Origin of the sequence: Streptomyces sp. NPDC056486 (genome assembly GCF_042795295.1) — a bacterium.
GTDB lineage: Bacteria > Actinomycetota > Actinomycetes > Streptomycetales > Streptomycetaceae > Streptomyces.
This window is the reverse complement of the sequence record NZ_JBHTSF010000077.1, coordinates 1-12,401: the sequence shown is the minus strand read 5'-3', so window position 1 is coordinate 12,401 and position 12,401 is coordinate 1. Positions and strand designations below refer to the sequence as shown.

Sequence of the window (12,401 nt, the reverse complement as noted above, 5' to 3'; positions counted from 1 at the left end):
CGGAATCCACTCCTCATGGTGTCGGTAGTCGGCCGATGACCATACTCTCCGCCGCCCTGGCCTCAGCCTGCGCGCGCTCCGCCCACCGCACCGCGGGGCCCATGGCGAGGCCCGCCACGAGGAAGATCCCGCCCAGGAGCAGCCAGCCGGGTACGCCCCACACCACGAGGAGCGAGGTGAGCAGGAGCGGGCCGAGGGTACGGGCGACGGGGACTCCGGTGCCGAAGAACCCCTGATACTGGCCCACTTGGTGCGCGGGCGCCAGGCCGAAGCTGATCTGCCAGGAGCCCGCGGACTGCTGCATCTCCGCGATGACCTGGAGCACCGCACCCGCCACCAGGATCGCCACGGTCGTCCACACCGGAAGTCCCGCGGCGGAGAATGCGAAGACCCCGCACGAGGCGAGCATGACGAGACCGGAGTGCCGCACTGCACGCGTGGCCGTGCGCGGACCACTGACGCCACGAGCCATGCGGACCTGGAAGGCCATCACCGCAAGGGTGTTGAGGACGAAGAGCGCCGAGACCAGCCAGCTCGGCGCGTCCGTCCGGTCCACCACCCACAGCGGAATCGCGAGGCTCAGCAGCGGCATCCGCAGCAGCAGGACCGCGTTGAGCGCGGTGATGACGGCGTACGGCCGGTCGCGGAGCACGGCAAGGCGCGGCTCGCCCTGTTCGCGGGCCACGGACCGCGGCACCGCGGGCAGTCGGAGCAGTACGAGCGCGCAGAGCAGGAAGCCGGCCGCGTCCAGCGCGAAGACCGCCAGATACGCCCCCTGCGTGTCGTGCTGCAGGGCGAGGCCACCGAGCGCGGCACCGACGGCGAGACCGGCGTTGAGCGTGGACTGGAGGTGGGCCAGTACGCCGGTACGCGCCACGGGGGTCACCAGACCCGCGAGCAGCGCCTGCCGTGCCGCGGCGAGCCCGCACTGGGCGACGGCGTACAGGCAGGCCGCGACGAGGAACGGGACGAAGGAGCGGATGAACAGGAAGGAGGCGACCGACGCGCTGGTGGCCAGGGCAAGCAGTACCGCCGTGCCGCGCGGCCCCTTGCGGTCGGCCAGCGCGCCCAGCGGCACACCCGTCACGGAACCGATGGCCCAGGCGGCCGTGAGCGCGAGCCCGATCTGCGTGGGGGAGAGACCGGCGACCCGGGTGAAGTACAGGGCCGACGTCACGTAGTAGGCGCCGTCGCCGAGCGAGTTGCTCAGCTGGGCGGCGGCGAGCACGCGTGGCGCTCCGGCCGGCGGCAGGATCTGAATCGGCACAAGGCTCCCCGGGCAGGCGGCCGTTGGGCCGTCTCTTCGCTGATGAGGAGAGGCTAGCCAGCCGAATGATCGGGTCCGTGGACCATTTGTGCGTCGTGAGCCTGGGCCAATTCCCGCCCTGCCGCATCAGCCGGGCCGTCGCACCATGAAGACATCTACCGGGTCTTCGCTCTCGACGCTGAAACCGTGGCGCTCGTAGAGGCGGCGGGCCGCGCTGCCCTGCAGGACGTTCAGGCGGACGACGGAGCCCTCGGCGTCGGTCCGGCCGAGCAGCTCGCGCAACACGGCGGAGCCGAGGCCACGCCCCTGGAGCGCCGGGTCGAGGTAGAAGTGCTCGAGCCACTGCCCGCCCTCGGCCGGTCGCAGGGACACACACCCTGCGAAGGCGCCGTCGGCGACGACGATCGAGGTGTGCCGGGGAGAGAACGCGTCCCGCAGTCTCTGGCGCACCCGATGCTCGTCGAACCGGCCGAGCCGCTCAAGATCCGGGCGCATCACGATCGCACGCAGCTCGACCATGGCCTCGACATCGATGGGCTCGGCGGCCCGCAGCACCCATCCCGGGGCAGGTGCCGCAGGTGCCGCCGCCTCCGGCGACTGCTTCACATGCGTAGTCATGGCCGAAGTATCCCCTGGTCACCGCCGGGTGGCCGCGGTGGCCGTGGCGGCCTCTCAGCGTGTGACCTGCCAGCTGAGCGAACCGGTCAGGAGCTTCCGCAGTTCCGGGGCGCGGACCGCTTCGGTCGGGTCGGTGGCGCGTGCCGTGACGGTGTGCGGGCGGCCGTCGGCGGGCACCCCGAGCGTGCCGGCGGTCACGCTGCTCTCGCCCCGCGCCTGCCGTGCCTCGCGGCCGTCGACGTACCAGCGCACCCGTGCGTGGGAGGAGGCATCGACACGCATCCGCTCGGTACCGCGCACCTGCCGGCCGGTGGGTGTGACACCGGTGAGGGCGGGCGCGTGCTTGTGGAAGCCCGCGATCATCGCCTCACGCCCGGGCAGATTGAACTCGCGGCCCAGCGTGCGCATGATCGAGTCCTCGGTGGGCCGGTTGAGACCGTGCCCGTGGTAGCCACCGCCTTCGTACGCGCCGACCTTGCCGCCGTCCGGTGATTCCTGGCCCAGCCAGTTGTGCCACTTCGTCTTCTGCGCGGCCATCTCGGCGGCGCTGAGCTTGGTGAGGTTGGACTCGCCCGGCTCGGGGCCGGTGTAGGTGCTTTCGTCGTACCAGTACTCGTCGGCGAGCTTGCCGAGCGAGTGGCCTGTCTCGTGGACGGCGACCTGATCGGAGTCGGGGTGGTCGGAGGAGGCGGTGCCGATGCCGTCGTACCCGGAAGGCGAGGTGATGGCGTTGTAGCCCGCACCGCCGTACTTGGTCGAGTTGCTGAGCACGATGACGAGGTCGGGGTCGGCGGCCTTGCCGGCGTACGCCTCGACCTTGTTGGTGTCGACGCACAGCAGCCGCTCGATGCCGTCGCAGAAGAACGCCGAGTTCAGGGCGGTGTTCTTGCGGACGTCGCTGGTCGGGTCGCCCGAGACGCCGGACTGCTGCGAGTGCGCGTCGACGGCCCAGACGTTGAAGAGGTCCTCGTACTCGGCGTACGGCTCGACGGCGGCCATCTCCTTCCACTTGGTGCGCACGTCGGCGTGGAAGTCCTCCTGCTGGGCCGCGGTGTAGCCGTCGCCGATGAAGACGACATCGACCTTGGTGTCGCTCGCTCCGGCCTCCACGATCGGTAGGACATCGCCGTCGTCCTGGATCGTGGCCTGCTGCTTCTTGTTGAGCGGGGCGGAGGCGGGAACCTGGGTGTGGCGGGGGTGGCTGCCGGGTCCTGTGAAGTACTCGACCTCGACGTGGTCGGCATGATCGGCGCTGTCGCCGCGACTCTGGCCCGCCGCGACCGGCGCGGTGGCGGCGAGCGCCGACGCCAGGGTCACACCGATGGCCACGGTGAGACGCTTGCGGGATATGTGGGACGCGCGTCTACGCATGGAAGATCTCCCGGGAATCTGCGCAGACTCGGGGATCGGCAAGTCCGCGACATAAGTGGGGGGTTAAGGGAGCTTAAGGCGCGGTTCAATGTAGGGGTTGTCGGGAAGTCAGGCAATGCCCGAGGCGCAAGGTGACCGTGGGAATGGTGAGTTCGCGCCACAGGGTCCCAAGTTCACGTGTTCCAGACCTCGATGAACTCGGCTCGGATCCGGAGAGGACGACGAAGAGATGACGGAGAGCGGACTTGGGGGGCCAGGAGGATTTGGGGGGCCAGGAGGGCCTGGAGGCGTACGGCTCGACGAGCCCGCGGAGATCGGGCGTCGCGTCCTGCGTCTTCGCACAGAACTCGGTCTGACCCAACGGCAGTTGGCCGAGCCCGCGTACACGCCTGCGTACGTCTCCACGCTCGAGTCGGGCAAGGTGCGGCCGTCCGAGGCCGCCCTTCGGCACTTGGCCGAGCGTCTCGGAGTCACGCCCGGGGAGCTCGCGACGGGACGCCCCGCCCGTCTCGCCGTCGAGCTGCGCCTGCGCCTGACCGATGCGCGGCGCGCCCTCGCCACCGGAGCTCCCGAGGACGCCGCCGCCCTCTTCCGCGCCTTGTGCGCCGAGGCCGTCGAGCACGCGCTGCCCAAGGAGCAGGCCGCCGCGCTCCTCGGTCTCGGCGACTGCCTCCTCGAATCCGGCGATCTCGACGACGCACACGAGTGCTTCGCCTCGGTGGAGCGACTGCTCGCCGATGAGCCGCTGCCCCGCCGCGTCCCCGCGATCCGTGGCCGCGCCAACGCCCACCGCCTCACGGGTGAACTCCGGTACGCCTGCCACTTGTTGGAGAGCGCCCTCGATCAACTCAACGCCTCCGGCCTGCACGACCCCGACGCACTGCTCCTCCTCTACTCGGCGTCCATCGCCCCGTACATGGACATGGGCGCACACGAGCGCGCCGCTCACGCCGCCGAACTGGCGCTCGCACTCTCCCCGCGTGTGAACGATCCGGCGCTGCTCGCCGGGATGCACCGCGGGGTGGCCCGTACGCTCATCGCCCAGGGCCGTATCGCCGAGGCCGACGCATCCCTTGCCCGAGCCCAGGATCTCTACCAGCAGCTGCACATCCGCACCGAACTCGCCCACTGCCACTGGATGCGCGGCTATGTATGCGCCCAGGGCGGCGACCTGGAACGCGCGGAGAACGAGCTGCGCACCGCACACGACATGCTCACCGCCAAGCGGGCCGCGCTCTTCGCCGCCCAGGTCGAGGTGGAACTCGCGGACGTGCTGCGCCGGCGCGGCAAGGTCCGAGAGGCCCAAGCGCTGCTGAGGCCGCTGCTGGCAGTCGACACGGAGACCATGGAGGCCTCTGAGACCGCGGAGGCCACGCGGATCCCGGCTCTCAGGGCCGGACGCGGCGCGGTGCACGTGGGCGCCGCACACCGGCTGCTCGGCCTCATCGCGGAGGAGTGCGGTGACACGGGGGGAGCCGAGGAGCACTATCGCGCCGGACTGCCGCTGCTCGAACGCGCGGGCGCGGCCGGGGACGTGGCCGGACTGTGCTGCCTCCTCGGAGATCTGCTCCGGCGCACGGGCCGGACGGAGGCCGCCCTGGATGCCTACCGCACCGGTCTCGCCCACCGGACCACCCCGGGCACCACGACGCTGGGCCCCGCACCCGCGCCGCCACCGATGTGAGGGGCGGAAGTCCTAATTCCGTTCTACTGGGCGATTGTCCGGCTTTTGTCACGGTGCTGTGCGCTCAGGCAACTGATGTCCCCTCATGTCCCTCCGCCTGCTAAAAATACGGGCGGCACAGGGACGAAGACGGCCCTGTGTGAACGCATCGCAGCATTCTGAAAGTTGGGCCCGAGAGGGCCACAGGGGGAAAGGCATCAGCTTGATGAACCATGCACGCACGACCGTCGCAGTCCTGGCCACCGCAGGGGCTCTCACCGCCGCTCAGCTCGGCCTGGCCGGAGCCGCGTCCGCGGCGGACGCACCGAAGGCGCCCAAGGCGTCGGCTGCCTCGGCGCAGAGCTCCGGCTGCCCGATCGACATCGTCTACACGTCCCGGTTCTACGTCGGCCCGGGCGGCTGGGTGAAGGGCGACGGCCTGTACTTCGGCCTCAAGAACAAGAGCACCAAGAGCTTCAAGAAGGTCACGTTCACCGTCACCAACGTCAAGAACGTGCGCTTCGGAACGGCAAAGGCGAAGGGCGGCAAGGTCTCGCACAAGACCTCGAAGACCGTCTCCGTCTACGACAAGAGCCTGAAGGGCAAGGCCAGCCTCGGGGTCAGGGTCAAGACGCGCCTGCTGAGCACCAGGTCCTACAAGGTCAAGTTCAAGGTCCACGGCAACGGCTGGAACTGCGCCGTCAACCAGGGCACGTGGGGCGCCTGACCGTCGCACGGCCCACGCCTCCGGGGTCCGGATCCGTCCGGGCCCCGGAGGCGTGCTTGATCGTGAAGCGAACCTGATCGCTAGTAGCATCCGCTCCACAGGCTGATCGGGTCTGGGTCGACAAGAGGTCTGGAGCAGGCACGTGGACGAGGTAGCGCAGGCGCGGCTCGGCGCCGGGAAGTACCTGCTGGTCACCAGCTACCGCAAGAACGGCACCCCGGTGCCGACCCCCGTCTGGGTCGTCGAGGACGGCGCCGCGCTGGGTGTCTGGACGGTCGCGGACTCCTGGAAGGTCAAGCGGATCCGCAACCGCGCCGACGTCCTGATCGGCCCCTGCGACCTGCGGGGCAACCCGACCGGCGAGCAGATCCCCGCCACCGCCGAGATCTGCGACGCGGAGGTGACGGCGCGCTACCGCACCCTCCTCGCGCGCAAGTACGGCATCGTCGGCCGCCTCACCCTGCTCGGCAGCAAGCTCCGGCGCGGCGCGAGCGGGACGGTGGGCATCCGCATCACGCCGACCGGGTGACGCCCCGCGTCACCTCAGGCTCGGCTCCGCGGCCATCTCGTTCCTGAAGGCGATGGCCGCGTCCCGTGCCTGCCGCAGACCGATGCGCGCGAAGTCCCCTTCGAGTTCGGTGAGTTCGGCCACCGTCTCGCTCCGGTCGCGGCCGAGCCTGGCGCGCGACTTGACCAGGCCGAGTCGGGACAGGGCCACGCCACGCGGCTCCCGCATGGCGCTGAACTCTTCCAGGGCGATGGCGTACATCTCGCGTGCCGCGTCGTAACTCCCGTCCCGGTAAAGGACGTTGCCGCGCATCTTGTGGTTGTACGCGAGCGCGCCGGCCAGATCCATGGCCCGGCAGATGACCTCCGCCTCCGAGAGCAGAGCGAGCGCGCGCTCCGCCTCGCCCCGCAGTGAGAGGACGTCGGCGACCCCACGCAGCGACCAGGCACGCCCCCGCGCGTCCTGTGCGTCGGTCGCGATCCGGACGCACTCCTCGAACAGCTCGAGCGCCTCGGAGTAGTCGCCGGTGTTCCGCCGCATCTGGGCGATGCCGGACATCGCCCACACCATGTGCCGCGCCTCGCCGTGCTTCCGGCCCTGTTCGAGCAGCTGCTCGTGGAGCGCGGCCACCGCCGCGTAGTCCCCCTGGATGCGTCCGGTCTCGGCGAGCCCGGCGAGTGCGTAGCCGTGCGCGAGCCGTTCCCCGCTGTCGGCGGCCAGCTCGACTCCCCAGGTCAGAAGCCGCCGGGCGAGCCGCAGCTGCCCGCACTGGCGGGCGAGCGTACCGCCGCTCCACAGGGCCCAGGCCATGGCGCCCGCTTCCCCCGCGACGCGTGCGCTGCGGTAGCTCTGCCGCCAGGCGTCGCCCGCGTCGTCCACCTGGCCGAGCCGCCGGTTGGCCTCGGCCAGGGCCAGGGCGGCGCGCGACTTCTCCAGTGCGGTGTCCGCCTCGGAGAGGGCGCGGCCCGCCTGCGTCAGCACCTCCTCGTAGGAGGAGTTCACCCCGAGTGCCGAACCCACATCGCCTTGGTATTCAGGCGCGAATGCCTTGCCGTGCATAGATCCATGACCTCTCGATCAACTCCGTACGTCGGTCTTCGTACGTTGATCAAAAAGCTACGGGCGAGGCGGGGCCCGGCGAATCCCTCCGCGTATGGGTCATGCCGTACGACTTCAGGGCTATGGGTGGGGCCGTGGTCATCATCGGGACGTACGGGGAGGGCGGGGACCGGCGACGGTCAGCTGCTCTCCTCGACGGCAGCGGATCCGGCGGCGCCCGCTGTCGCCGCCTGCAGCGCCGTGATGCACGCGGCGATCGACTGCTGCAGCTCCTCGAGGCGGCGCAGCATGTCGTCCTCGTAGATGTCGTCGGCGGCGTCGGCGTCGTCGAAGGTCAGCTCCTCGAAGACCTTCGTCGCCTTCTGCAGGCTGCTGTAGAACTTCGCGCGGCGCTCCTGCACCCGCAGCTGCGGGTCGCTCTGGACGGTCTGGGCGACCAGATCCTTCACGGTGTCGTACGCCTCGCGGGCCCACTCGCCGGAGTCCTCGCCCTCCTCCAGCTCGTCGATGAGGGACAGGTGCCGCTCGGCCTCCTCCTTGAGCTCCGCGGGGGCGTCGATCAGCTGGCCCGCCGGCGTCTTGACCTGGCCCTTGTCGACGATCTGGCGTACGTAGTCGACGCGGTCGCCCGCCTTCGCCTCGGCGGCGACGGCCTTCTTGAGGTCATCGGCCCGGACGATGTCGCGGACGAGCTCGGTGCGCAGCGCCGGGTCCTCCTCGATCCTGTCCATCAGCGCGCGCCGCGCCGCCTCGGCGGTCCCGGGGTCGGCGAGGATCGCGGCCCGCAGCGCGGTGGGGTTCTCGGCGACCTCCAGGGCCTTGGTGGGGCGGATGCCCTCGGCCTCGGCGGCCTCCGTGATCGCGGTGCCGCGGGGGGAGTGGGCGCTGGAGCGGGAGGTGTAGTAGATCAACCAGGCGTCGGAGTCCGGAAGTTCGATGTCCTCGCCGGGCGTGAGCGCCTCGAAGTGGGGTACGAGGCCATCGTCAGCGGCCTTGTCCCAGGCTTTGTAGTAGCGCATGACGCGCTCGGCGGAGCAGTCGGCAAGCTCGCTGAACTCCTTCGCCGAGACCTTCGGCGTCTCGTCGGCGCCCTGCCCGCCGGGGCGCACACTGCGCGCCACCTTCAGGGCGAAGGTCCAGCCGCCGGTCCGCGCGTAGGCTCCGAAATCGCGGGCGTCCCGGGCCACTGCCTCGGGCACGTCGGCCGCAGGGACCGCAGTGGTGTCGTCCGACGGGACCGTCGCGGGGTCGTCCGACGGGGCGGCCGCGGGGACGTCCACCGAGGTGTCGTCGGACGAGTCGGCGGCTTCAGACGGCGCGATGGCAAGAGTCACGAAGGTTCTCCTGGATGGTGATGACAAGTATCTGAGAGCTGACTCGCCACCTTATCTCTCCTATTGCGGTGGTATGAGGGCGAGTTGTTGCGGGGTGAACAGGTGTCCCACGGTACGGAGGTGAAGCCTCCGGTGATCGGGGGCGCGATGTGGGGTCTACACAACATGGCCACATCTCCTACCCGAGGATGACCCTGCGTGCGCGGCACTACAGCGCCCGTGGGCGCAGAGTCCGACTCTGAGTCTGACTTCCGGGCCGTTCAGGCCCTGGACTATTAAGAGGAAACCTGCTGACCGCCCTGACGTGCGCTGATCGTGCCGCGGGGGATGTCACTCCGCCTGCCGAAACCGACGGGAGCCCCTTCGCCGTGGCTACGTTCCTCTACAAACTGGGCCGCCTCGCCTTCCGGCGACGCCGCTATGTGGCACTGATGTGGGTGGTGCTGCTGGCCGGGGTCGGATTCGCCTCGTCCGCGGCACCCGCACCGCCCGAGGACTCCTTCTCCATGCCGGGTACGGAGTCCCAGAAGGCCTTCGACCTCCTCGACGAGAAGTTCCCCGCGGCCAGCGCCGAGGGCGCCACCGCCCGTGTCGTCATCCGCGCCCCCGAGGGCGAGAAGCTGACCCAGGCCGGCCCCAAGGCCGACGTCGAGAAGCTGGTCAAGACCCTGGGCGCCGGTCCGCAGGTCTCGGAGGTCGCCGACCCCTTCAAGGCCAAGGCCGTCAGCAAGGACGGCACCACCGCCTACGCGTCCGTCACGTACAAGGTGGCCGCCACCGAGCTGACCGACAAGGCGCGTGACGCGCTGACGAAGGCCACCGACGACACCCGCAAGACGGGCTTCACCGTCGAGACCGGCGGCGACGCCGTCATGGCCGAGCAGGAGATGGGCGGCTCCGCCGAACTCATCGGCATCGCGGTCTCCGCGGTCGTCCTGATCATCACCTTCGGCTCGATGGTCGCCGCGGGCATGCCGCTCCTCACCGCCATCATCGGCGTGGGCATCGGCGTCTCGGGCATCGCGGCACTCGGCAGCGTCCTCGACCTGTCCGGTACGACCTCGACGCTCGCGATGATGATCGGCCTCGCCGTCGGCATCGACTACGCCCTCTTCATCGTCTCCCGCTATCGAGCGGAGATCGCCGACGGCCGGGAACCGGAGGACGCAGCCGGCCGCGCCACCGGCACCGCGGGTTCCGCCGTCGTGTTCGCCGGACTCACCGTCATCGTCGCGCTCTCCGGCCTCGCGATCGTCAACATCCCGATTCTCACCAAGATGGGCCTGGCCGCCGCGGGCACCGTCGCGATAGCCGTCCTCATCGCGCTCACCATGATCCCCGCGCTGCTCGGCTTCGCGGGCAAGAAGGTGCTGCGCCGCAAGGACCGCAAGAAGCCCGTGAGCGAGCTGCGGGACGTGAACGCCAAGCCGAAGCTCGGCACGCGCTGGGCACGCTTCGTGCTGCGCCGCCCGATCCCGGTCCTTCTGCTCGCCGTGGTGGGCCTCGGTGTGGTCGCCGTACCGGCCACCAGCCTGGAGCTCGGTCTGCCCGACGAGGGCACATCGGCGCCGGACACCACGCAGCGCAAGGCGTACGACATGCTGTCCGAGTCCTTCGGCGCCGGCTTCAACGGCCCGCTGATGGTCACGGTCGACACGGGTAAGGACAAGGGTGCGGCCGCCGCGGCGGGCACCGTCGGCAAGGAGGTCGCCAAGATCGACGGCGTCGCCGCCGTCACACCGGCGAACGGCAACAAGTCCGACGACACCGCGATCTTCAACGTCGTACCGAAGACCGGTCCGAGCGACCACAAGACCGAGGGAGTGGTCAAGGAGATCCGCTCCACGGTCGACGGTCTCGGGGACAAGACGGGCTCCGAGGTCCTGGTCACCGGCGCGACCGCCATGACCATCGACTTCTCGCAGACCCTGGACGACGCGCTCCTGCCCTACCTCGGACTCGTCGTCGGCCTGGCCTTCCTGCTCCTGATGCTGGTCTTCCGCTCGGTCCTCGTGCCGCTCAAGGCGGCGCTCGGCTTCCTCCTGTCGGTGGCTGCCGCGCTCGGCGCCGTCGTCGCGGTCTTCCAGTGGGGCTGGCTCGCCGACATCGTCGGCGTGGACCAGCCCGGCCCGATCATGAGCATGATGCCGATCTTCATGATCGGCGTGGTCTTCGGCCTCGCGATGGACTACGAGGTGTTCCTCGTGACCCGCATGCGTGAGGCGTACGTCCACGGAGAGCGCCCCGGCGAGGCCGTCGTCACCGGCTTCACGCACGGCGGACGGGTCGTGGCCGCCGCGGCGGTCATCATGATCAGCGTCTTCTCCGGCTTCATCATGGAGAACGACGACATGATCAAGATGATGGGCTTCGGCCTGGCCGTCGCCGTCCTCTTCGACGCCTTCGTCGTCCGTATGGCGATCGTCCCCGCCGTGCTCGCACTGCTCGGCAAGAAGGCGTGGTGGCTGCCGAAGTGGCTGGACCGCGCGCTGCCGAACGTCGACGTCGAGGGCGAGAAGCTGCACAAGCAGCTCGGCGACTACCCGACGGCACGCCAGGACGACCAGGACCAGGACCGGGAGCTCGAGTCCGTACGCGGCTGAGTCCCTGATGCTCTGAAGCTCCATGAGCGGTAGCTCTGTCAGCCCGGTGACCGATCACGGTCACCGGGCTGATGCCTGTTCGGGGCGGCCTGCCGGCGGCGGGCTCAGCGGTCCGCGTAGACCATCCAGACCTGGCCGGGCGCGAAAGGCATCCGGCGGCCGTCGGAGAGCGTGAACGAAGTACCGCCCTCGGCGCTCGACCGCTTCCAGTGGGTCTTGTACGCCTTGCCGCCCCTCAGGACGGTCGCCCAGCCGCTGCCGACCGTCTTGATGTACGGGGTCGCCGCGCCGTTGACGTCCTTGTAGCGCGACGGGGGCATGTTCACGTGCTGGATCACGATGGTCTTCGCGCCGAGCTGTGCCCCCGAGGTGCTGCGGGCAGGCGCCCCGTCGAAGGACGCGAGCCAGCGGCGCTGCTGAGGCGACCAGCGGAAGGTGTGGCTTGCCGAGGCGTAGCGGACGGTCCGTGTCGTGGCGGGGGTACCGCCTGCCGGGGCGCGGCCGAAGCGGAAGCCGATGTCGGTGGCGTGGTCGGCTCTCGGGGCCGAGCGCAGCACGGCCTTGGGGTGGACGAAGAGGTTGTGCGGGGCGGGGCGGCTGTTGCTGCGGAAGTAGGCACCCGGGAGGCGGCCGTGTGAGCGGGCGTACAGCGGCGAATGCGTGAGCATCTTGTTCAGCGAGCTGCGCACACCCGAATAGGCAAGGGCGGGGCGGCCGAACTGCCTCAGGAGCTCGACGTCGGACTCACGGGCGCTGCGCACCGGACCCACGTAACGCGGCAGTTTGCTGGAGTACACCCCCATGAGCCTGCTCATGCCGCCCTCGACCTTCTCGACGTACACGATGTCGGCCTCAGCGAGACCGGTGTGCGGGCGGGCCCCGCGCGCGTTGTCGAACTTGACCGCGAGTACCGGGCCCTGATGGGCACTCAGGCCGGTGAAGGGGGAGCCGCCGCGCTGCGGAGCGCTGTCGTCCGCCGGTGCGCTGCCCTGTGCGGCTCCCATGGTGAGCGCGCCCACGGCAACCGTGGCAAGGAGTCTCGTGCCGATGCGGGTGCGGTGCCGGACCCGGCTCCCCGATCCTGCGTGATCCAGACGCGAGGCCCTAGCTGTCATCGCGGTTCTCCGTTCGTCCCCGAACGCGCGGTTCCGGGACCAGTCGTTCCTGGCAGTGGCAGCCGCAGTCCTTCCTCCCGGGCGCCCGCGGTGAACCCGGTTAGGGCCATCCAGCCGCCAGGACTCACCACAGCGG

The 12,401-nt window shown here is 70.1% G+C and carries 10 protein-coding genes; 4 read left to right on the top strand and 6 right to left on the bottom strand.

Annotated elements, in window-relative coordinates:
- Positions 1–13 precede the first annotated feature (13 nt).
- The 3 genes from ACFQ7F_RS26880 to ACFQ7F_RS26870 all read right to left on the bottom strand — a co-directional run bounded on the left by ACFQ7F_RS26880 (position 14) and on the right by ACFQ7F_RS26870 (position 3,256).
- Positions 14–1,267, bottom strand: coding sequence for an MFS transporter (locus ACFQ7F_RS26880; RefSeq protein WP_383275128.1), 1,254 nt, complete (start codon positions 1,265–1,267; stop codon positions 14–16).
- Positions 1,268–1,393: 126 nt separating this feature from the next.
- Positions 1,394–1,885 (bottom strand): GNAT family N-acetyltransferase, encoded by a 492-nt coding sequence (locus ACFQ7F_RS26875; RefSeq protein ID WP_383275125.1) that lies wholly within the window; start codon positions 1,883–1,885, stop codon positions 1,394–1,396.
- Between the two features lie 54 nt (positions 1,886–1,939).
- Positions 1,940–3,256 carry a M64 family metallopeptidase gene (locus ACFQ7F_RS26870; protein ID WP_383275122.1) on the bottom strand — a complete coding sequence of 439 codons (1,317 nt, stop codon included), beginning with the start codon at positions 3,254–3,256 and terminating at the stop codon, positions 1,940–1,942.
- Between the two features lie 229 nt (positions 3,257–3,485).
- On the opposite strand from ACFQ7F_RS26870, the gene ACFQ7F_RS26865 reads away from it, so the two are divergent.
- The 3 genes from ACFQ7F_RS26865 to ACFQ7F_RS26855 all read left to right on the top strand — a co-directional run bounded on the left by ACFQ7F_RS26865 (position 3,486) and on the right by ACFQ7F_RS26855 (position 6,175).
- Complete coding sequence (locus ACFQ7F_RS26865) at positions 3,486–4,940, top strand: tetratricopeptide repeat protein (RefSeq protein ID WP_383275119.1); 1,455 nt, start codon at positions 3,486–3,488, stop codon at positions 4,938–4,940.
- Positions 4,941–5,145: 205 nt separating this feature from the next.
- A complete protein-coding gene (locus ACFQ7F_RS26860) occupies positions 5,146–5,646 on the top strand; it encodes a hypothetical protein (RefSeq protein ID WP_383275116.1) in 501 nt (166 codons plus the stop codon).
- A gap of 142 nt (positions 5,647–5,788) precedes the next feature.
- The gene (locus tag ACFQ7F_RS26855) at positions 5,789–6,175 is read left to right on the top strand and encodes a PPOX class F420-dependent oxidoreductase (RefSeq protein WP_383275113.1); all 387 of its coding nucleotides are present in this window, start codon (positions 5,789–5,791) and stop codon (positions 6,173–6,175) included.
- A gap of 9 nt (positions 6,176–6,184) precedes the next feature.
- Here ACFQ7F_RS26855 and ACFQ7F_RS26850 read toward each other — a convergent pair whose 3' ends face one another.
- Positions 6,185–7,213 carry a tetratricopeptide repeat protein gene (locus tag ACFQ7F_RS26850; protein WP_383275109.1) on the bottom strand — a complete coding sequence of 343 codons (1,029 nt, stop codon included), beginning with the start codon at positions 7,211–7,213 and terminating at the stop codon, positions 6,185–6,187.
- 179 nt (positions 7,214–7,392) lie between these two features.
- Positions 7,393–8,547 (bottom strand): hypothetical protein, encoded by a 1,155-nt coding sequence (locus ACFQ7F_RS26845; RefSeq protein WP_383275106.1) that lies wholly within the window; start codon positions 8,545–8,547, stop codon positions 7,393–7,395.
- A 368-nt stretch (positions 8,548–8,915) separates the two neighbouring features.
- Here ACFQ7F_RS26845 and ACFQ7F_RS26840 point away from each other — a divergent pair, with 368 nt between their 5' ends.
- Positions 8,916–11,150, top strand: coding sequence for an MMPL family transporter (locus ACFQ7F_RS26840; RefSeq protein ID WP_383275103.1), 2,235 nt, complete (start codon positions 8,916–8,918; stop codon positions 11,148–11,150).
- 104 nt (positions 11,151–11,254) lie between these two features.
- Here the strand turns inward: ACFQ7F_RS26840 and ACFQ7F_RS26835 are convergent, their stop codons facing one another.
- On the bottom strand, positions 11,255–12,265 hold the full coding sequence (locus ACFQ7F_RS26835; protein ID WP_383275100.1) for a DUF3048 domain-containing protein: 1,011 nt from the start codon (positions 12,263–12,265) through the stop codon (positions 11,255–11,257).
- Between the last annotated feature and the right edge of the window lie 136 nt (positions 12,266–12,401).

Bases quoted from the DNA above. Each gene is read 5' to 3' on its own strand.
- ACFQ7F_RS26865 (WP_383275119.1), top strand. From the start codon at position 3,486: ATGACGGAGAGCGGACTTGGGGGGCCAGGAGGATTTGGGGGGCCAGGA.
- ACFQ7F_RS26835 (WP_383275100.1), bottom strand. From the start codon at position 12,265: ATGACAGCTAGGGCCTCGCGTCTGGATCACGCAGGATCGGGGAGCCGG.
- ACFQ7F_RS26850 (WP_383275109.1), bottom strand. From the start codon at position 7,213: ATGCACGGCAAGGCATTCGCGCCTGAATACCAAGGCGATGTGGGTTCG.
- ACFQ7F_RS26860 (WP_383275116.1), top strand. From the start codon at position 5,146: ATGAACCATGCACGCACGACCGTCGCAGTCCTGGCCACCGCAGGGGCT.
- ACFQ7F_RS26875 (WP_383275125.1), bottom strand. From the start codon at position 1,885: ATGACTACGCATGTGAAGCAGTCGCCGGAGGCGGCGGCACCTGCGGCA.
- ACFQ7F_RS26870 (WP_383275122.1), bottom strand. From the start codon at position 3,256: ATGCGTAGACGCGCGTCCCACATATCCCGCAAGCGTCTCACCGTGGCC.